Source organism: Dysgonomonas mossii (assembly GCF_004569505.1).
GTDB lineage: Bacteria > Bacteroidota > Bacteroidia > Bacteroidales > Dysgonomonadaceae > Dysgonomonas.
Window position 1 is genome coordinate 682,049 of record NZ_SPPK01000001.1, and the last position, 20,623, is coordinate 702,671.

Annotated in this window: 17 protein-coding genes; 4 read left to right on the top strand and 13 right to left on the bottom strand. The window is 37.6% G+C overall.

The features are described from left to right. Positions 1–2,337, bottom strand: coding sequence for a glycoside hydrolase family 20 protein (locus E4T88_RS03075; RefSeq protein ID WP_135104002.1), 2,337 nt, complete (start codon positions 2,335–2,337; stop codon positions 1–3). 162 nt (positions 2,338–2,499) lie between these two features. Here E4T88_RS03075 and E4T88_RS03080 point away from each other — a divergent pair, with 162 nt between their 5' ends. Beyond that, positions 2,500–2,736: a YecH family metal-binding protein gene (locus tag E4T88_RS03080; protein ID WP_135104003.1), complete on the top strand. Its 237-nt coding sequence runs from the start codon at positions 2,500–2,502 to the stop codon at positions 2,734–2,736. 568 nt (positions 2,737–3,304) lie between these two features. Here E4T88_RS03080 and E4T88_RS03090 read toward each other — a convergent pair. Then, positions 3,305–3,787 (bottom strand): PIG-L deacetylase family protein, encoded by a 483-nt coding sequence (locus E4T88_RS03090; protein ID WP_228093696.1) that lies wholly within the window; start codon positions 3,785–3,787, stop codon positions 3,305–3,307. Positions 3,788–3,991: 204 nt separating this feature from the next. On the opposite strand from E4T88_RS03090, the gene E4T88_RS03095 reads away from it, so the two are divergent. Then, complete coding sequence (locus tag E4T88_RS03095; protein WP_135104004.1) at positions 3,992–6,340, top strand: ATP-dependent helicase; 2,349 nt, start codon at positions 3,992–3,994, stop codon at positions 6,338–6,340. Between the two features lie 63 nt (positions 6,341–6,403). Here the strand turns inward: E4T88_RS03095 and E4T88_RS03100 are convergent, their stop codons facing one another. From E4T88_RS03100 to tamL, 5 genes are all read right to left on the bottom strand, one after another. Continuing rightward, positions 6,404–7,012 carry an FKBP-type peptidyl-prolyl cis-trans isomerase gene (locus tag E4T88_RS03100; RefSeq protein ID WP_006842643.1) on the bottom strand — a complete coding sequence of 203 codons (609 nt, stop codon included), beginning with the start codon at positions 7,010–7,012 and terminating at the stop codon, positions 6,404–6,406. Between the two features lie 106 nt (positions 7,013–7,118). Next, positions 7,119–8,303: a MalY/PatB family protein gene (locus E4T88_RS03105; protein WP_135104005.1), complete on the bottom strand. Its 1,185-nt coding sequence runs from the start codon at positions 8,301–8,303 to the stop codon at positions 7,119–7,121. Positions 8,304–8,452: 149 nt separating this feature from the next. Then, positions 8,453–9,088, bottom strand: coding sequence for a peroxiredoxin (locus E4T88_RS03110; protein WP_135104006.1), 636 nt, complete (start codon positions 9,086–9,088; stop codon positions 8,453–8,455). Between the two features lie 131 nt (positions 9,089–9,219). Continuing rightward, positions 9,220–10,041 (bottom strand): tetratricopeptide repeat protein, encoded by an 822-nt coding sequence (locus E4T88_RS03115; RefSeq protein ID WP_135104007.1) that lies wholly within the window; start codon positions 10,039–10,041, stop codon positions 9,220–9,222. A gap of 129 nt (positions 10,042–10,170) precedes the next feature. Then, positions 10,171–12,585, bottom strand: a complete 2,415-nt coding sequence (tamL, locus tag E4T88_RS03120) for a translocation and assembly module lipoprotein TamL (RefSeq protein ID WP_135104008.1) — start codon at positions 12,583–12,585, stop codon at positions 10,171–10,173. Positions 12,586–12,706: 121 nt separating this feature from the next. Between tamL and E4T88_RS03125 the strand changes: the two genes are divergently transcribed. Both E4T88_RS03125 and E4T88_RS03130 read left to right on the top strand, forming a co-directional pair. After that, a complete protein-coding gene (locus E4T88_RS03125; RefSeq protein ID WP_135104009.1) occupies positions 12,707–13,099 on the top strand; it encodes a VOC family protein in 393 nt (130 codons plus the stop codon). A gap of 44 nt (positions 13,100–13,143) precedes the next feature. Then, positions 13,144–13,896, top strand: a complete 753-nt coding sequence (locus E4T88_RS03130) for an RNA methyltransferase (protein ID WP_135104010.1) — start codon at positions 13,144–13,146, stop codon at positions 13,894–13,896. A gap of 20 nt (positions 13,897–13,916) precedes the next feature. On the opposite strand, the gene E4T88_RS03135 is transcribed toward E4T88_RS03130, so the two are convergent. From E4T88_RS03135 to E4T88_RS03160, 6 genes are all read right to left on the bottom strand, one after another. After that, a complete protein-coding gene (locus E4T88_RS03135; protein WP_135104011.1) occupies positions 13,917–15,110 on the bottom strand; it encodes a hypothetical protein in 1,194 nt (397 codons plus the stop codon). A gap of 12 nt (positions 15,111–15,122) precedes the next feature. After that, positions 15,123–16,685, bottom strand: coding sequence for an MBOAT family O-acyltransferase (locus E4T88_RS03140; RefSeq protein ID WP_135104012.1), 1,563 nt, complete (start codon positions 16,683–16,685; stop codon positions 15,123–15,125). After that, positions 16,675–18,120 (bottom strand): LysM peptidoglycan-binding domain-containing protein, encoded by a 1,446-nt coding sequence (locus E4T88_RS03145; RefSeq protein WP_135104013.1) that lies wholly within the window; start codon positions 18,118–18,120, stop codon positions 16,675–16,677. Before E4T88_RS03145 ends, E4T88_RS03140 begins: the two co-directional genes overlap by 11 nt. Next, positions 18,117–19,538, bottom strand: coding sequence for a GDSL-type esterase/lipase family protein (locus E4T88_RS03150; RefSeq protein ID WP_260393664.1), 1,422 nt, complete (start codon positions 19,536–19,538; stop codon positions 18,117–18,119). The genes E4T88_RS03145 and E4T88_RS03150 overlap by 4 nt, the downstream gene beginning before the upstream one ends. Before the next feature lie 181 nt (positions 19,539–19,719). Further along, positions 19,720–20,208 (bottom strand): pyridoxamine 5'-phosphate oxidase family protein, encoded by a 489-nt coding sequence (locus tag E4T88_RS03155; RefSeq protein ID WP_135104015.1) that lies wholly within the window; start codon positions 20,206–20,208, stop codon positions 19,720–19,722. Positions 20,209–20,221: 13 nt separating this feature from the next. Beyond that, positions 20,222–20,617, bottom strand: a complete 396-nt coding sequence (locus tag E4T88_RS03160) for a hypothetical protein (protein ID WP_135104016.1) — start codon at positions 20,615–20,617, stop codon at positions 20,222–20,224. Between the last annotated feature and the right edge of the window lie 6 nt (positions 20,618–20,623).

The following is a 20,623-nucleotide window of genomic DNA, read 5'->3' on the forward strand; positions in this document are numbered from 1 at the left end:
TTATTCAATGATTATCTCGTCTACAAATACGAATGAAGGGCTTCCTTTCCCTACGTGCCATTCAGGGATTGACTTGGTAACTTTTGCTGTTATTTTTACATAACGAGCTTTCTGTGTTGGAAATTTCGCTACTAAATCCTGCACTCTGTCACTCGGGCTATCTTTATCCACAATTGGATATTTTTCTTCGAACACTTGTTTGAAAGATTCTCCATCTTCAGAAAGAGATACAATATATCCTGTTGCTCCAAAAATCCACGATCCCGGACTAACAAAAGTCCCGGTAGTAACCTCTGACATTTCTGTCGGTTCTTTCATGTCAATAGTTGCAACGAAATCTGTATTATAAAAACCGAGCCATTCACCATTCGCGTGAGAAGTACCGCCTCTTTTTCCATTTACCAACGTGATTGCTCCGTTGTAAGTATAATTTTTATGAGGGGCATTCTCCAGTTTGATGTTTTTGAATGTGGCTTTATTGAACTCAAAAGATTCGGTATATTCTTTACTTTGTTCCTTGTCTCTGAATGCTATAGCCTTTATAGTTGCTGTTGTACTAATCTCAATAGGGTGCTCATATTTTATACTCTTAGTCGATGGTGTACTACCATCTAGAGTATAGTATATAGGAGCGTTATCATAGGTGAAAAGTTTTACATTCACTACACCTTTAGCAACATCTTGAATAATTTCGGAACTAATGTCTACTACATGCGTTGCAAAGTTGTAATCCAGCTTTTTATATAGGTCCATCAATTTGCCAAGGCGAGGCAGGAAAAATTCATAGTTTTTCTTTTCCGGCATTGTCCATTGCACTTCGCTTAATGCCGCAGCTCTAGGCAATACCATATATTCTGCCTGTTTAGAGTCTACTACATACTCTGTCCATAAGTTAGCCTGAGTACCTATTATATATTTGCTTTCTTCCGCTGTAAGTTCACTAGGAACAGGTTCGAAGCTATATACTTTCTTTACAGAAACAAATCCGCCGAAAGCAAGAGGTTCTCCCGTTGTGTCATCTGTCTGATAATAATCGAAATATAAATGAGATGTAGGAGTCATCACTGCTTCATGTTTCATTTTTGCAGCAGATGCACCGCCTTCCATACCTCTCCACGACATGACTTTAGCATTAGGGGCTAATCCTCCTTCGAGTATTTCATCCCAACCAATGATTTCACGTCCTTTACTATTCAAGAATTTCTCCATACGAGATATTACATAGCTTTGTAGCATGTCTTCTTTCGTATGTTTTGCATCTCCTTTAAGTCCTAATTCTTTAATTTTAGCCTGACATTTAGGACATTCCTTCCATCTCACTTTAGGACATTCATCACCACCTACATGTATAAGTTTAGATGGGAATAGCTCTATAAGCTCAGAATATACATTCTCCAGGAAAGTGTATATCTCTTCATTACCGGCACATAGCACATCGTCAAATACACCCCAAGATTCACCCACCTTATATGGGCCTCCTGTACAACCAAGATTAGGATAGGCTGATAATGCTGCCAACATATGGCCCGGAAGGTCTATTTCCGGAACAATAGTTATAAAACGTTTCTGAGCGTACGCTACTATCTCTTTTATTTGCTCCTGTGTATAATAACCCCCATAAGGTTTTCCATCATACTTAGCAGAGTTTCTTCCGATAACAGTTTGAGCACGTTGAGACCCTACCTTGGTGAGTTCGGGATATTTTTTTATTTCTATTCTCCATCCCTGATCATCAGTAAGGTGCCAGTGAAAACGGTTCATGTTGTGTAGAGCTAAGATATCTATATATTTTTTTATAAACTCTACAGGAAACATATGGCGACCTACGTCAAGCATCATTCCTCGGTATTCGAAACGTGGGTAATCCTTTATTTCTACAGCCGGAAAGATGATTGTACTGTTTGATGCATCTTCGGGGATCGATTTTCTTAATGTTTGTACTCCGTAAAATGTTCCGGCATTGTCTTTCCCATTAATGATTATCTGTTTGCTGTTTACAATAAGACTGTATGATTCAGACTTCTCTCCCTGATAATCAGCTTTCAGTATAATCGAGTTTTCAGATACTTTTTTATCTGTTACTTTTAGGCTCAAACCTGTACTCAATTTGAGGTACTCGGACAGAAATTCGGCTGTTTGCTTTTGTATCTCATCGCCTTTCGAATAACTAATCTGAGTATTACTATTTAACGTGAAACTTTCATTTCCCGCCAAAGTTATACTTTGAGGTAATGGTATAACCTCGTAATTAGCCTTTAGTGGAATTTTGTTCTCGCATCCGGCTAATGTAGCGGTTACAAGTAAAAAATAACAAATGGTTTTAAGGGTTTTTCTCATGAACTTTTTTGATTTTAGATTTGAACACATAAAGATACAACAAAATAGAAAACTAAATAAAAATATTTTTTAAGTAAAGAGGAATATTTGTGTAACATATGTTACGTTCGCTCTGGGTGTTTACTCCTTATCTTTGTATGGAAAACTAAGAATAAGATAATTATGGAACAATTGCATGCTCATGAAGTACTTCATATGATGGAAGGAAATAATTACACGGAGTCTTCTTTAAAGGAAGCCATTATTGAACAATTTGGTAAAGATCAAAAGTTTTATGCTTGTTCAGCAGAAGATATGGATATTGATGAATTAATAGTGTTTTTAAAGAATAAAGGAAAATTTATGCCTTCAAATGATAATGGATTTACTGTAGATGTAAGTAAAGTTTGTAGTCATTAGTTATAAAATAGAAGAGTAGAACATATCCGATAGAAATATAAAGTGACAAAACAACGGTAAAAAACACCGTTGTTTTGTCACTTTATATTCCGATTGATGAGGCGAGCCCTTACTTCGGGATATGCATCCATAATATTATTAATATTCTTGTCATTGAGTTTTTTCCCTTGTGTGTTGTCATACATCAAATCCTCATTTTTGCCAAATCAGTTAATGTTTGTGGCAATTGTCGATCGGGAAACTGTTCATCGGCCAGATACAGGATAACTTTATCTAGTGGTACCGATTGATTTAAAATAGTTTCAATTACACGGTGAACAGTCGTTATCCTAGCCGGATAAGATGTTAATGATCCTATCATTCTTTTATTTCCCATCTATAAAAGTAATATCGTTAAACCGTTCATAAGGCTTGCCTGCATGTATACGTTCTTTCATATAATAGTGGGCCGTTCTCTCTTTCCAATTTCTGCGAAATAGTTTTCGTAGGGTTTTCTTATACATCAACATTGCATCTAATTTTTCAGAAATTTCATTCTTTGTTAAATACACGTATGCATAATCGGCTGTCAATGGCGATCAATATCATAATAGAATTCTTCGTATAAATAAACACGTCTATCGAGACCCTGAACCGCAATATTTACGATACGGTGATCTATATGATTACCCAGTCCTGCAGGAGCAATCAATATATCATCAGACTTTGTATTTATCAGAATATAATATCGGATCTTTTCAATCAAATCATACTCTGTAATTTCTACTGTGAATAACTTTTTCTTCGCCTGCTTCATCTGTTTTCTCATCCCTTTTCTATATACAACATCCAGAAACGGGGCATTTTTTACACTGCATTTTAATGCCTTGGCTGCATTCCTGTTTTCAGATTGTCTGTGTAATACATAATATGCATATTTGGGATGATACCATGGTATCGCTGTCATAATAGTCATTACGCAACATTCTTCTCCAGATTCAACGAGTCTGTTTATAACACCTCCGGACGACCCTATGGCATCGTCAAAATGTGGAGATATAAATACATACATCTATCTATTTCGATTTATGATTAATACTCTTGAATATTTATTTTACTGTAACAAAAACAAAGTTAGTAGATATATTCTTTCAACCTTATAATATTTATATAGATTAATTTGAAGAGTACGAAAAATACATGTACTTCTGTAGGTGATAAGCTTATTATTGTTCGCTGAAAAAGCATTACCTTTGTTATCCTATCTCAACTTTTTATGAATAACTTACTCGATCAATTAAATAAACAACAACGCGAAGCTGTAGAATATAATAGCGGACCTTCTCTAATTATCGCCGGAGCAGGGTCTGGCAAGACTCGTGTATTGACATACAAAATAGCCTATCTGATGCAGCAAGGCTATCATCCTCAAAGTATATTGGCGCTAACATTTACCAATAAGGCTGCACGTGAAATGAAAGAACGTATCGCGCAACTTATTGGCTGGCAATATGCCCGCTACTTATGGATGGGTACCTTTCATTCTGTTTTTTCACGAATCTTACGTACCGAAGCAGAAAGAATAGGCTTCACAGCTAACTTTACTATTTTCGATTCTGCTGATTCCCGTAATCTTATAAAAACCATAATAAAACAGTTTCAGCTTGATGATAAAGTCTACAAGCCGGCACGTGTGCAATCGATCATATCGAATGCAAAAAATACTCTGATATCTCCACAGATGTATGCTCACAACAAAGAGCTTATAGAGTATGATCAGCGAGCAAAGATGCCCATGATAAAAGATCTATACAGAGAATATAACAATCGGTTGAGGGCTTCGAATACAATGGACTTTGATGACTTGCTGTTTTATACCAACCGATTGTTTCGAGATCATCCGGATGTGTTAGCTGCCTATCAGGAGCGTTATCAGTTTATACTTGTAGATGAGTATCAGGATACAAATTTTGCTCAGTATCTTGTTGTGAAACAGCTTGCTGATGCACATCATCGAGTGTGTGTGGTAGGAGATGATGCCCAGAGTATATATTCGTTTCGTGGAGCCAATATTGAAAATATATTAAAGTTTAAGGAGGTATATCCGGAAGCTAAGATGTTTAAACTCGAGCAAAACTATCGTTCTACCCAGAATATTGTAAATGCAGCAAATAGCTTGATAAAACAAAATACAGATCAAATAAAAAAAACAATATATTCCGAAAATGAAGAAGGAGATCGACTCGAAGTGGCGAGTGCTTTCTCCGATTTTGAGGAAGGGGTGATTGTGTCTAATAAGATATGGGATTTGCGTCGTGATAAGAATGCTCCATACAGTGAGTTTGTAATTCTGTATCGTACAAATGCACAGTCTCGTATCTTTGAAGAAGCATTGAGAAAGAAGAATATACCTTATCGTATTTATGGCGGACTATCTTTCTATCAGCGTAAGGAAATAAAAGATGTAATAGGATATTTTCGCATGGTGGTAAATCCGTACGATGAGGAAGCTTTTCGCCGTACTGTTAATTTTCCTACCCGAGGTATAGGCAATACAACCTTAAATAAAATTGCTGATGCAGCACGCCTGCATAATGTAAGCTTGTGGGAGGTAATCAGCAATCCGTTGGGTTTCAATCTGGATGTTAATGCCGGTACTGCAAAGAAATTGGCCGGATTCAAAGAACTGATAGAAAGCTTTATCGCTCAATTGCAAGAACTCTCTGCTTACGAACTGGCTACCCGTATTGTGAAGGAAAGTGGTATTGCTTCTGATGCATACCAAGATCAGACTCCTGAAGGTATGAGCCGTCAGGAGAACTTACAGGAATTGCTCGGAGGTATTCATGAGTTCTGTGAGAGCCGTCAGGAAGAAGGGCTCGGTGGAATTGGATTGATGGACTTTCTGTCCGAAGTATCTCTTCTTAGTGATCAAGATACCGACAAGGAGGCAGATAAAGAGAAGGTGACCATGATGACAATCCATGCAGCTAAAGGATTGGAATTTAATAATGTCTTTGTCGTAGGGCTCGAAGAAGATCTTTTTCCTTCGGCTATGGCAAAGGATGAGTTCAGAGGACTTGAAGAAGAACGGCGTTTGTTCTATGTGGCAATAACACGGGCGAAGGAGTTTTGTATGATAACTTATGCGAAAAGCCGATTTCGTAATGGTCAGATTAATGCATGTAATCCAAGTCGTTTCTTAAGGGATATCGATACGGATTATCTGAATGTAAATGCCGGAGTACTCGGATCGGGAGGCTTTGGTGTTCTCAATCGTCCAGAGACATACACCAAAGAGCTGTTTGACTACTCATCCAATACTCGTACTACTCATCCGGAACGATCTGTACAAAGAGAATCAACTCCTCTATCTCAACCGAAAAATGAAAGCTTCGGTCAACCTAAATTTGTAAATGCTAGAACAGCTACGCCTAAAACGTCGGCAGGGAGTAATGCAGGAGAGGTAAGTGTAGGGGCTATTATCAAACACGAACGTTTTGGCATCGGAAAAGTGACCGCAGTAACAGGTGATGTAGATAGTCGTAAGGCAACCGTAGAATTTGAAAATTCCGGAGTAAAGCAATTATTATTAAAGTTTGCCCGGATTGAAATAATCGGATAAAAGAAAAAGACAGATGTTTTTTTAGCATCTGTCTTTTATATATTATATAATGTCAATCAAATTTTAGTGACATCCACATCCTGAACCGCATCCGCCAGCTGTTTCTTTTTCGCTGCCGCATCCGCAAGAGTCTTCTTCTCCGTCGCCACAACCACATCCTGAACCGCATCCGCATCCACCACCTTGAGGTGCAAACAATGCTGCAATTTCTTCAGGTGTAGATTCTCTTACAGTTAGTACTTTTCCTGAGAAATTTAATGTTTCTCCAGCTAATGGGTGATTGAAGTCCATTTTTATAACATCTTCTTTTACTTCCACAACAGAACCATTCAAACGATTTCCGTTTGTATCCATCATTGGAACTGTATTTCCTTCAAAGATCACTTCTTCATTCAATACACCATCTTGTTCGAATATATTTCGTGGGAGATCAACCACATGATCATCATCGTATTCGCCGTATGCTTCTTCCGGTGTGAGTGTGAAATCGAAAGAATCTCCTTCAGCTAATCCATCGATGTTCTTCTCAAAAGCCTGAAGCATAGAGTCTGTACCAAAGATAAATTCAAGAGGAGTCTCAGCTGTAGCCTTTTCCATTAGTTCACGTTCCTCACCTTCACCAACTGTCAGGTCATAAGATAGAGCAACAAACTTATTAGTTGAAATTTTCATTTTATTTGTTAATTGTTTATATGGATTAATAACCAAGTCCTAAGACCTATTTTTACTTTATTTTTGTATGACAATAATCGTGCCCAAAATTGTAATAGAAACAATTCTAGTCATGTATTTGTTTTGCGTATACTGCCTTTTTAAGATTATCCAACGCTTTTTGTATGTTGGCCAAAGGCGTACCCACATTTAAGCGCATGTATCCTTCTCCCCCTTGTCCAAACATCTCGCCATCGTTCAGTGCCAATTTGGCATCGTCTACAAATAGAGAAACTAATGCCTTTTGAGAAAGATTCAATTCTCTACAGTCTAGCCATACAAGAAATGATGCTTCAGGAGTCATTGCTTTTATTTGAGGAATATTCGCTTTTAGATATTCGTCCACAAACTTGATATTATTCCATATATAATCTTTAGCTTGTGCCAACCATTCGTCGCAGTGCTCGTATGCGGTTTGTGCTGCCAAATAAGCAAATATATGACCTTCGTCAAGCTCGCTGCTTTCTAAATATTTGTTGAATTTTTTTCTGAGTTCGTCATTCGGAATAATTGAATATGAACTTACAATACCCGCTATATTAAATGTTTTGCTAGGAGCCATGAATGTAATGCTGTTTTGCGCAGCTTTCTCTGACACACTGGCAAATGGAATATGCTTGTGTGGAGCAAAGGCCAAATCTGAATGAATCTCATCTGATATAACCAATATTTTGTGCTCGTAACATATTTCAGCTATATCAATTAATTCCTGACGTGTCCAGACTCTTCCACTCGGATTGTGAGGATTGCAAAGTATCAGTACTTTACTAGCCGGATTGATTATATTCTTCAATCCTTCCAAATCCATTTTGTATTGTCCGGCTTCCAATGTTAGAGGATTGTCTACAACAATACGATGGTGCAAAGTCGGGATTATACGAAAAGGGTGATATACGGGCGGTTGTATTATTATTTGATGATCTTTGGACGTAAAGCAATCTAAAACGAAGGCTATTCCTTTTACTATTCCGGGAATAAATGTAATCCATTCTTGTTGGATTTGCCAGTTATGGTGGCGATTAACCCAATTTATAATAGAATTATAATATTCTTGAGATGCACAAGTATAACCAAAAATGCCGTGATGAGCTCGTTCGATGATGGCTTCCGTTATTGCCGGTGGGGACTTGAAGTCCATATCTGCAACCCATAAAGGAATGAGTTCGGCATTACCATAACGTGCCGCAAGAGCATCTGTTTTTAAGGCATTGGTCCCCTTGCGATTGATAATTTCATCGAAATTATATTTCATTTTGAGTTAAATTAAAAATAACGAGTACAAAAGTATGAAAAATAAGGGCAATATATTCCTTTTATGTATTAAAAAGCCGTAATCAGAAGGACTACGGCTTTTATGAACTAAATTAACTTAAACTTATATCCGTTATAAACAAGACAGAACTAATGTTTATGGGATAAATAATCAGAAATCCCTTCTTGGGTTGCTTTTAAAGCTTTATCTCCTTTCTTCCAGTTTGCAGGACAAACTTCGCCGTATTCTTCAGTGAATTGAAGTGCATCGATTACACGTATAGCTTCGTCTACACTACGTCCCAGCGGCATGTCATTTACTACCTGATGGCGTACAACACCTTCTTTGTCGATCAAGAAAAGTCCGCGATAAGCCTGAGGCGCACCGTTGAATACATCTTCACCTTCATCGTTGTAGTCAAATGATCCTGCCAGTACATCATAAGCAGTAGAAATCATGAGTGATTGGTCTGATACCAATGGATATTTAACCCCCTTGATACCTCCATCATTTTGTTCTGTTTGTAACCATTTCCAGTGAGAGAAAGCTGAGTCGGTAGAAGCTCCAACAACAGCTACGTTACGTGATTCGAATTCTGCAATTTTTTCTTGGAATGCGATAATCTCTGTCGGACATACAAATGTAAAATCTGCAGGGTAGAAGAAAAACAATACATATTTCTTTCCTTTGTATTGTTCCAAAGAGAAGCCTTCTACTATCTCATTTCCATTCACTACAGCACTTGTATTGAATACGGGTGCTTTCTTTCCTACTAATACTGACATAATTACTTAATTTTAATTATTAGTTTATTTGTTATACTTGCAAATATAGAAGCATAATCTTAATAAATCAAATAGATAATAATTATGTTAATATTGATAAATGTTATGTTTGATGAAAGAGAGGCTTTTTGTTATTTGCACAATTTGAGAAAGTCGGCTACAATTGTTTGGCTAACTCCCATTTCCTGTGCTTTCAGAAAATCTTCTTTAGCCAGACGTTTGTCATACTGAGCCAGTCTTAACTGACCTCTCAATAGATAGATAATCGGATCGCTGAAGCCTAGTTCCAGAGCCTTATTTATATCTTCATTCATCCGTGCCAGTTTGTTTAACTGCAAGTAGCATTCTGCTCTGTTGAAATATAGGTCTGCGTTGTTTTTGTGTTTGTATATTAAATCGCTGTATAGCTCTTCTGCCTCTTTAAATTCGCCTCTTCGTTTCATAATCAGAGCTTGTCCCAGTTTAGCTTGTAGATTATCTGGTGCTTCTTTTAAGGTCTTTTCAAAATCTTCTTCGGCTGCAAATATATTATTGTTATTGAGGTGCAATAGCCCTCGTCGATAAAGCGCCTCTATATCTTTCGGGTCGTTTATCAATACCGTATTGTAGTCTTTCATGGCATCGTCATATCGTCCCATATCGCAATATAATGCTGCACGGCTATGTTTCAGGAAAGCCCGATCGGGATATCGTTCTATTGCTACATTATAAGATATAAGAGCCTCTTCGTATTCTCCCAGGTTTCGTTGTATTGTACCCAAGTTAACCATCAGCATGATATTGTTCGGATTTGCAGGTTCTTTACGCAATGCAGCCTTTAGCGCTTGTTCGGCAGCGGCATAATCCTTCATATCTATGTAGTCCATGGCTCTATTTACCATATCTTCGTATGTCTGAGCCCACGTAATATTTGCGAAAGTAAGGAGTAGTAATAATATGTATAATTTTTTCATCAAATAAATAGAAATTTTATTTATTGCAAAAGTACATCTTATTAACTCGCTTGCTTAAAACATATTGCCTAAAAAGAATTAAAACTTATAGGGCGGAGTCTTAAGATGTTATAATTTGCTAATGTAGTATTAGAAAGGATAGCCCACGGCGATGTGCCAAGCTGTATTTTTGGCTATTCGCCAAGGTTCCTTGATAGGCCATCGGGTTATATTGGGATCTCCCGAAGGATCATAAGCTTTCCATCCGCAGTCTAAGCGAATAAGTACGAAATCGAAATTAAGGCGTAACCCTAATCCCCATGCTACAGCGACTTCTTTATAGAATTTATTTAATTTGAAAGCCCCATCGGGTTGATCTTCATAGTTCTTCACTGTCCATATATTTCCGGCATCGATAAAAGCTCCCATTTCTATAATCCAGAATAACTTACTTCTATATTCTACACTTGCATCGAGCCGTATGTCTCCCGAGTGATAATAAAAGTTGTCCTTATCATTACCATCTGCCGATTTTTTAAAATAATAAGACCCGGGGCCAAGTTCTCTTATCGACCACCCTCTTACACTGTTTGCACCTCCCGCAAAGAAGCGTTTTTGGATAGGTATCTGCTGATTATTTCCATACGGATAGGCTAGGCCTCCGCCGAGATGCCATGCCAGTGAGTTCTTTTCGTCTATTTGGTATGCTTTACTATAGTCTATAGTTGCCCGTACATATTGAGCAAAGTTCGTCCCGAATATTTGTCTGGAACCTAAAGAATCTGGTTTTGCTCCTGACATTTTAGCAGCTAGAGAGAGCAGGTTTCCGGCAGTTTCTATCGATGCTCGTAGCGAATATATTGGTTGATAAGACCGTCTGTTTACATTTGCTACATTGGTACGTGAAAAAGTATACCCTGTTCCCAGAATAAAGTGGTCTTTAAAACTATACTGTTTAGCTGCCGCAGAAAGTTTGCTTTCGAATGTTGAGTCGATAGATGGAAGGTGGATATAGCTGATCTCTATCAAATCAAATATATGACGGTTAAGAGATTGTCGTCTGTCTTGCCATATATACTGCACTCCCGATCCTAATACGGTACGGGTGAAAAATCCCGGTCGCCGTTGGAATGAATAGCTCGCATTTAATTGCGTAGAGGCGTGTATCCTTCGTTTTTGTTCTTTACTCAAAAGTGGAAACATAAAGCTTGGGAATGTAAGTGAGGTCTCTCCTCCAATTTCAAAATAGTTGTCTGAGAAGCTGGAGAAGCTAGGGGTAATAGCTTCGTAGGCTCCACGCAAACGTGCGCTGAATAGCTCCGATCCTTTAAATACGTTTCGGTGAAGATATCCTACGCTGGCTCCTACACCAAAATAACCTCCTGAGTTAGTGCCTTCCACCTCGGCAGAAATACCTTGTTTTTTATCCGGAACACAGGTAATTACGCAATGCAGTTTAGTCGAATCATTATCGATAAATTCGTAATAACTGATATTTATGTTTTTTAATATCTTAAGTTGAGCTAGCGAGCTGTATGTAAGGGACGTTGCATTCTCATTAAACAATGCTCCCGGCATGATATAACAATTATCCAAAACCGTTCTAGGACTGATGTAACGCTCTCTTGGTCCATACTTTATTTTATATCTACCTTCTTCGTATACACTTGTAGGTTCAAATTCATTAACGCTTTGGTCTGTTAGAGGATTATAGTCAACCAGAAAGACTACGTCTTCTACTATGTATTGTCTGTGAGGGACTTCTGTTATTTGTCCATCTGCCGCACGTGTAGCAAATGGTTCGATAGTGAGATCGAGCTTAACCATATTATTGCCGAGTGTGGTATCTGCATCAAAACCTACGTACTCTTTATTAAATGCATAGTATCCCGTTCGACGGAATAAAGATGATACTCGTTCTCTTTCCTGATCGAGAACATCTAAATCCAGTAAAGAGTTTTTGTGTACCAATGTGTTCCGAGATAAAATACTATCGATGCTCATCGGTAGATTTCCTCTGTCTCGTTTTCGGCTAATCAATGGCTGGTATTGCTGGGCAGGTATTATTGTTTTTTTTATTACACTGTCATTGATGTTGATAGTATAATCCTTTATACGATAAGGTGCACCAGCTTTGATATCATAAATTACTTTTGCTTTTTTATTTTTTAGCTCTACTATGGGTGTAACTCTTGCATCTATATACCCTTTGTTTGTCATCATACGCTCCAGGTTGACTACTGTCTGCTCTAGCATAGTACTATCATATAGCACAGGTGGATCTCCCGCATTACGCAACGTACGATTAACCCATTTTGTACTATCTTTTCCGGATAGGTTATATAAGAAAAGTGGTAGCTTGAATATTGCAAAGGTTTTATAGTTAGGTTTTTGTTTGATAAAGGTTTCCATATCCATGGTTGACATGACCTTTTTGTCACTCTTTACTGTAGTGCTTGCCAGTAAATATTCTCCGTCTGGGATATATTTCGTTGTACTGCACGACTGTATGAAGATCGTAAGAAGTATTACTACAAAGAAGGGAATGAAAAACTTATGTCTCATAGAAAATAACCTGAAGCAAACTCTATTTATTCAATTGAACGACAAATTTAGGGTTTTAATTGTTTCTTTTTGTAGTTTTGTTATTAAAAAGAGTATAAATTGATTTTAAATAGAATAGTTTATGAAACTTCACCATGCTGCAATTTGGGTTACAGACCTTGAAAAAGAAAAGGAGTATTATGTTAAACATTTTGGAGCCCAAGCGAATCAACTGTACGAAAATAAAACCACAGGATTCAGAAGCTATTTTTTAAGTTTCGAATCAGGCGGGCAATTAGAAATAATGCACAGAACGGATATTCCTGATAATGCAAATGATGTTGTGGGAACCCAGCACAAAGGACTTATTCATTTGGCGTTTGTTGTTGATTCTATAGAAGAGGTGGATAAGAAAGCTGAGGAACTAAAGAATGCGGGATATCAGATATTAAGAGGTCCTCGGCAAACAGGCGATGGCTATTATGAGTTTGAAACGCTAGATCCTGAAGGAAATAGGTTAGAGGTAATGTTTTAGTTAGATTAAGGTATCGTGTGAAGTAAAATTTGGATAATAAATAAATGAGTTTAAGCAAAAATAAGCTGAAATATATTCGCTCTTTGAAAGAGAAGAAATATCGTGCCGAGTTCGGAACTTTTGTCGCTGAAGGTCATAAGATGGTAAGCGATTTACTGCCATTTATAAAATGTCAGTTACTCGTTGCTACTCCCGAATTCTTGAGATCGGCTGATGTGGCGAATGCCGAAGAAGTAATAGAAGTGAATGATAGTGAGCTGGCTCAAGCGAGTTTTTTACAAAACCCTCAACAGGTATTAGCTGTCTTCTACCAATCAGAAAATGTAGCTGATATAAAGATTGATGATGAGCTGGTTTTGGCATTGGATGGTATTCAAGACCCCGGCAATATGGGTACAATCATACGCTTGGCTGATTGGTATGGCATTCATCATATATTTTGCTCGCAAGATACTGTTGATGTCTACAATCCGAAGGTGGTACAAGCTACAATGGGGGCTTTAGCGAGGGTTAATATTCATTATACAGACTTGTCAGATTTTTTGACTCGGAATAAACATTTGCCTGTGTACGGAACTTTTCTCGATGGAGAAAATATGTACGAAAAAAAGATTACATCAGATGGAATTATTGTTATGGGAAATGAAGGCAATGGAATCCGTCCTGAAATAGAAAGATTGATTACCGAGAAACTGTATATACCAAACTACCCTGTAGGTAATCCCACATCGGAGTCGTTAAATGTAGCTATAGCTACAGCAATTATTTGCGCTGAATTCAGAAGGAGAAATTTGTAGTTATATGATAGGGGAGGGTATTAAAAGCCTTCTTCAACCAATACATAAGCTCTATATCTGTTGCTTCTGTTGATTGGGCATAACGAAAGGTATCCTGAAATTATTTTGCCATTTTCTATTCGGATAGGGTACTTTTCCTCCATCAAGAGATGGTTGTTATACATCTCTTCTGCTTTAGGATTAAAATCTATATAGAATTTCCCGCAAGACTGCGTCGCAATATAGTTTTCATACAACCGGCAACTGAGAAATCCCATATTGTATCGCATATTGATTTCAACGCAAGGATGTAATTTATACTCATTGTCTTCTAAATAAATAAGCATATCCACGCCGATACAGCCATTGTAAAGTGTTGTAAGCTTTTTAGATAATATGTTGATAAGCTTGCCCTTTACAGAATCAAGGAGGTCTAGCGATATCTTTTCAGACAATTGTTCTATTATGCTTTCTTGTGAGCCTATATAATTTGCTTCGTAGCCGCCCTTCGCATTGGTATAAAAAAGAGAATAGCCAGCAAAGGCAATATTTCCTTTTCCGTCTGCCATAAATTCCATGGCAAAATCCATTTGTTTATCTAAAACTCTTTCGATAGAGACACTCCCTTGTTTTTTTAGAATTCCATGTAATATCTGATTTTCGGTGCGGGTTAATCCTGTTGCCGGTAGCCACAGCAATCCCCTGCCGGAGGATGAATAAGGAGCCTTTGCTAATAGTTGATATGCCGAGGCATTTACAGCCCTGTTTATATCGTCCAGGTTTGTATAGAATTGCGGTATGACTGCTTGAGAGAGTAGGGGGATAGAGTTTATTAATTCAGACAGACAGTCTCTCGCTGCTAGTCTGCTATTAAGATATTTATATTCTTCACTCCATTCAGGAATATCCAGATTAATTTCTAATTCCTTATTTAGTTCTTCGAAGTAGCGAATCGCTTGAGGAGATACTCCCCATAATGATACATTTGCATCTCTATATAGTGTCAGTTCGTTCTGAGATACTGGTTGAGCTAGGGTAGAGAATTTTTCTGTTAAGTATGAATAATATACTTCGTCCTTCCTATCGACCAAAACTTTATCTTCCCGATCGGCGTACCATGCCGGCAGAAAAGACAACTCTTCTTGCATAGCCGCTATATTTGCCGGAGGTGTATAGTAAGGCGACGCATTGTTGACTGCTGTCTCGTGTCCGGGATTAAAGTAGTGGATGTTCAACTAAATATATTTTTAGAATTGGAAATAAATAAATGGTTGTGGCCCGCTAGAGGCTGTTGCAAATATCATCCAAAAGATAAGACCTGCAAAAGCAGCTTTCCCGAATAACGGGATAGAGTCGAAGCCCGCTTTTATATTATTAACAAGTTTCTCGGGTAAGAAGTGCATAATATATCCAACAATCAGTAAGATAAATACATTTCTGTATCCTTCTATAATAACCAGCCATTCGTTCGGAGCAAATGTTAGTTTACCAATATTTGAAATAACGCTTCCTGCCAATTCGAAACTTCCGGCACGGAAGAATATCCAACAAAATGCTACGAAGTGAAAAGTTAGTAAGATACAGATTATGCGAGTCAAGCGGTTGTCAGGTATTTTTATAAATTGCTTAAAAAATCGCTCTATTGCCAGCATTGTTCCATGCAATCCGCCCCAAATAACAAATTTCCACGATGCACCATGCCATAATCCTCCTATCAGCATTGTCATGAATAAGTTGAAATAAGTTCTAATCTTGCCTTTACGATTACCTCCCATCGAAATATACAGATAGTCCCGCAACCAAGAGGATAGGGATATATGCCAGCGACGCCAGAATTCGGTGACTGATTGGGATTTATATGGCGTTAAAAAGTTAGGCGGTATTGTGAATCCCATCAACAGGGATAGGCCAATCGCAATATCTGAATAGCCCGAAAAGTCACAATATATTTGAAGCGTATATCCATATACAGCCATAAGGTTCTCGAATGCAGTATAGCTCATTGGTGAATCGAACACCCGATCAACAAAGTTGGTAGAGATATAATCTGATATAATCGCCTTCTTTATCAAACCGATAAGTATAAGGAATATAGCAGCACTTGCGTCTTCTTTGGTCAGATGCAGTTTGTTTTTCATCTGCGGTAGAAAATCTTTCGCTCGTATAATAGGCCCTGCTACCAGTTTCGGAAAGAAAGTTATATAAAAACAGAAATCCAAAAGGGAGTCGGCCGGTTTCATTTGCTTGCGATACAAATCTACAGCGTAACTTATCGCTTCGAATACAAAAAATGATATACCGATTGGTAATATAATATTATGTAATGCAAAGTTTCCATTGAAAATGGCATTGATATTATCGATAAGGAAATTCGTATACTTAAAGTATGCTAACATCAATAAGTTACCGACAATAATAAGTGTCAAGAATAATTTTCGTGTTCCCGTTTTCTCTGACTCATGCATTTTTACAGCTAGCCAGTGTGTTGCTACAGCGCAGATAACCAGCAGTACAAAATAGTTGAGCGGAAAATGAAATCCGAAAAGATTTATATCCATCGTATTTCCCCCTGCCAGATAGTAGAAGTAAAGAGAAAAAGCGATAAGGTATACTTTTCTGAAATGGTCGTGTTTCTTACTGGCTACATATACCATATAGAAGACAAGGAAGAACCCAAGAAAGAAGGCACTATTGAACAGGAGCGGTCGCGACGGGTCGTAAATAAAATATGGTCCTATATCGTTGATTACCTTTTCTAAAAAATCAGGTAAGTAGAAATCTCTTATGCTTTCAAATATATTACTTATCATATTTGCTTTTATAATTATTGTAAGCGTCAAGAAAATCAGAAATAAATAATTGTCCCTGAGCTTCGTACCCGCCGGTTGTGTAGTGTACTTTGTCGCGAGCTATCATCGATGCATAATCTCCTCTTGGTCTGATGGCAGAATCGCCACTCATGCGTGAGTATAAATCCCATACCGGTAGGTAATTAATCCCCATAAGAGCAACGCTATAGTCGGCAACGAATGTGTTTTGCCTGCCTTTTCGAAACATAGACGGAGGAGGGGTCATTACGAGTATAGTTGCATTTTTACAATATGCTTTTATATTGTTGATAAACTCATTCAGCTGAAAGATATACTCCGTGTCGCTCATTTTTCCGAAAGATTCATTTGTTCCAAAAGATAGGATGATAAGGTCGGGTTCGAGTATCGGTAGTTGTTTGAAAAATAGAGGATATTTAATGTAATCCGTCATCTTAGCGCCGTTTACACCTATTGTGTGATATACAACTCCCGGCTCATTGTTTTCTATTACAAATCCGTTGAGGTTGTACATCGCCGTTTTACCATCGGGTACAAGGGTAATCCTGTTTATGGCTGAATCACTGGTATACGATGAGTAATATGGCTTGGATAACATATTCACAAATTTCAGATTCTCCGTATCCAAATTGGTTTCCCTCGATTTAACCTGAACAGGCTTGGCTGTAGTTTTCGTTGGTATCTTAAGCGATTGGTTCAATCGGATTGTATTCGATTTCATTCCATTTGCTTTTTTTACCTGAGCAACTGTTACTCTGTATTTCCTGCTTATGGAAGACAGTGTTTCTCCTTTTTTTACCTTGTGATATTTAATGCTTGTGCCCGACGTTGAGCCTGTTGGCGCTGCTCCGGTTACTTCAAGAGGGTCGGCCGATATGCTCATTCTATAATGAGACTCTTTATCCGGATATATTACTTTAACATTGGTAAACTCATATCCTTCTTCTGTATATAGCTGCAATACGAAGTCGTTAGAAGAAGTATATAATGCAATTCCGCTAAGCCCTACGCCCACATCTGCTATCGGTAGTACATTCCTAAGGCTCTGCCAAGAGGCATTGCTGCTGTATCTTACATTTCGGGTTCCGTTTGTTTTTACCAGACTATAAGGAAAAGTAAAGCCATATCCTCCGTTTCCGAATTTGGACTGTAGTTCGCTTCTTATGGCATTCGTGAAAAAATCAGCCTGAATATGAGAGTCACCTATGTGGACAATATTAATTTTCCCTTTTTTGCTTTTCTCCAAGTTGTATAACTTATTGAAGATCGGATTTAATAATTCCTGATTTGCAAAAACATTATTCTTTATGTCCTTAACTCTTCTCGCATCTTTCGTTGAAGAATAGAAAAATGTAAGAGGGTAGAATAAGAATAATGTAAATAAACAGATTGTCCGTATTTTTTTCAAAAATATCATTTCTTAATCTCTGTTTCGGTCTTATGTTGTTTGTATTTCAGGTAGCCTTTATTAATCTCGTCATAAAGCAGTTTGGCTATCTTTTTCGAACCCGACGCATTAAAGTGGGTATAGTCTTTATTTGCCAAATGATATTCATCGACCCATTTTACCATCGATCCATTGCCACCCATTAATTCATACAGGTTTATATAGCCCGATCCTGTTTTGCGTGCATAGTTCCTTTGTGCTTTTGCCAACGGAACTACTGCCGGATCTGTTTTCATTTCTTGTTCAATTTTGCTTGCCTTATCCGCTGTGGAAATAATCAGTATGTCAGCATTCGGGAAACATTGATGTAGGTTGTTTACAACCGTTGTCATGTTTTTTTCATACCAACTATAATTTAGAGTACCATAGCCCAATACATTCGTTCCGTATTGAAGAACAATGAGGTCGTACCCTAAAACTTTATCGAACGCATTCATTAGCGATGGATTGAGTATAGAAAGTGGAAGACCGGAGTTGCCACGCATGGAAAAATTATCGACATGTACTCCCTGTCCGTCGTCGAAACTGAATCCGTAAATAGGAATAGAATCGGCATGGGCAAATGTAACCTGCAAAGACTTTACACTTGAAGATGTAAGTGGCAGCGTATTGAGTAAATGTGAAGGGGTAAGCTTTTTGGTAGATATCGAGTCTTTGTCTGCACGAATCGTAATAGACGCATTTGCATTATTAGAACTACCATATAGAAGTATAGGATTATATAATGCAGTTGAATAGGGTTGAGCCTGAGCTTTATATTTTACCCAATAATTAGAGCCTGAACCACGTGTAAAGAATACCTGTCCATCTATCCCAAATGGTCTGGTTGGTTTCTTTACTTTTATAAAAGATTGTACAATCCATTCTTTTGAAACTTGGTGTGAGATAGATCCCCGTGAAGCAGCAGAAAGAGATGATATAGAAACAAAACCGACTCCGTGCCCTCCATAGTTTTTCTGGAATTCACTTCTGACGTCTTGTACAATATAATCGCCGTCGTTCATAGAATCGCCGAAATAGGCTATTCTTACTTTGCCTGACTTATTTGCTTCCAGCTGATGCAGCTTTTCATAAAATCGTTTTAGATTTTGATAACCATCTGCATTAAGCGAGGGGTTTATAGCCTCATCTATTTCTTCGGGCTGGATGTTTAAGCTGTCTGTTGTATTTGTGCTGTCAGCCTTGGCTATATGTGGAGAATCGTCAATGGCTGTAGTATCATTGATTGCATTCAGCATCAGGCTGTCTACAACAATATTTTCGGTTGTTATTTTATTCTCGGGGAATAAGCGGTTGGGAAGCAACTGTTTACAGAGTAAAAAGAAGCCTACGGATAAAACAATAAACAAGATTGCTTTTCCGAAGTAAGAATTATTAGATGAACTCACAATCAACAAATTAATAAGTTTTTATTGTTGCTACGATATATTTATAAAGTTGTGCAAAGCTAATCACTTTCTTTGAAAATCTATTTGAGAGAAAGTATAATTTAGCGATATTTTACTTTTCCCGATCTCCTCTATCTTGCTGCTATGAGTTACATATAGCTGAGCTTGGGTAAAAAGAAATTCAATGTGGACTATATTTTGCTTTGGCTGTTATGTGTTCTATTTCTATTTTGAATGTAGCTGTACGGCTCCACGATTTGTCTATGTATTTTTCTCCTATTTCTTCAAAGCCTTTTGAATATTTATTTACCAATAGTCTGAGAGCTTTTCGTTTTTCTTCATCAGATAGATTTATATCAGCTTTACCGTAGGATATAACACTTTCGTATAAGGTAGTGAATTGTTCGGCAATGGGTTTTGTTACACCTACTACACAAAATGATACCTTATTGTTTTGGTTTATCAGGTCTAGTTTTTGACCTTCAGGAGCACAATGAAAATAAAGAGTATTGGCTTCTTCATCATAAACATAACTGATTGGGATGCCATAGCCATATCCATTCTCGGATGTTCCTAAGCTAAGAAATCCGTATTCTGAAGTCTTTAATAGTTCGCTTATGCGAGCTTTATCTTCAAGTATTCTGTTTTGTCTTCTTACTTCTCTGAACATATTGGTTTAAATACTAATTGTTTAATCTTCTATTTATAGCTTTGTCTACCATATCGGAAATGAATACATGCCCAAAAACTCCCAGTCCGATCGTTGCTTCCTCATTATTCCAGAAAGCTTTTGTAGTAGAGAACAGAAAATAATTATTAACAGTGATATGATTATTCACCAATGGGTCTACACTCGGATGGCTACCTACATATCCCGAACCCGAAGGGTCAGGTGGAAGCACAATGCTGTTTATTTTATGTTTAACGGCTTCTCTGTGTTTCTCTTCATCCGGATTTGTAATAAAGGCAATAAGCAATACGATAAAAAGAAGATATCTCTTTTTAAATAGATGTGAACCCTTCCTAGGTATCCTGTTAGGATCTTTATATCTTTTCTCTATTTCTTTTATATCTCTCATTTAAGC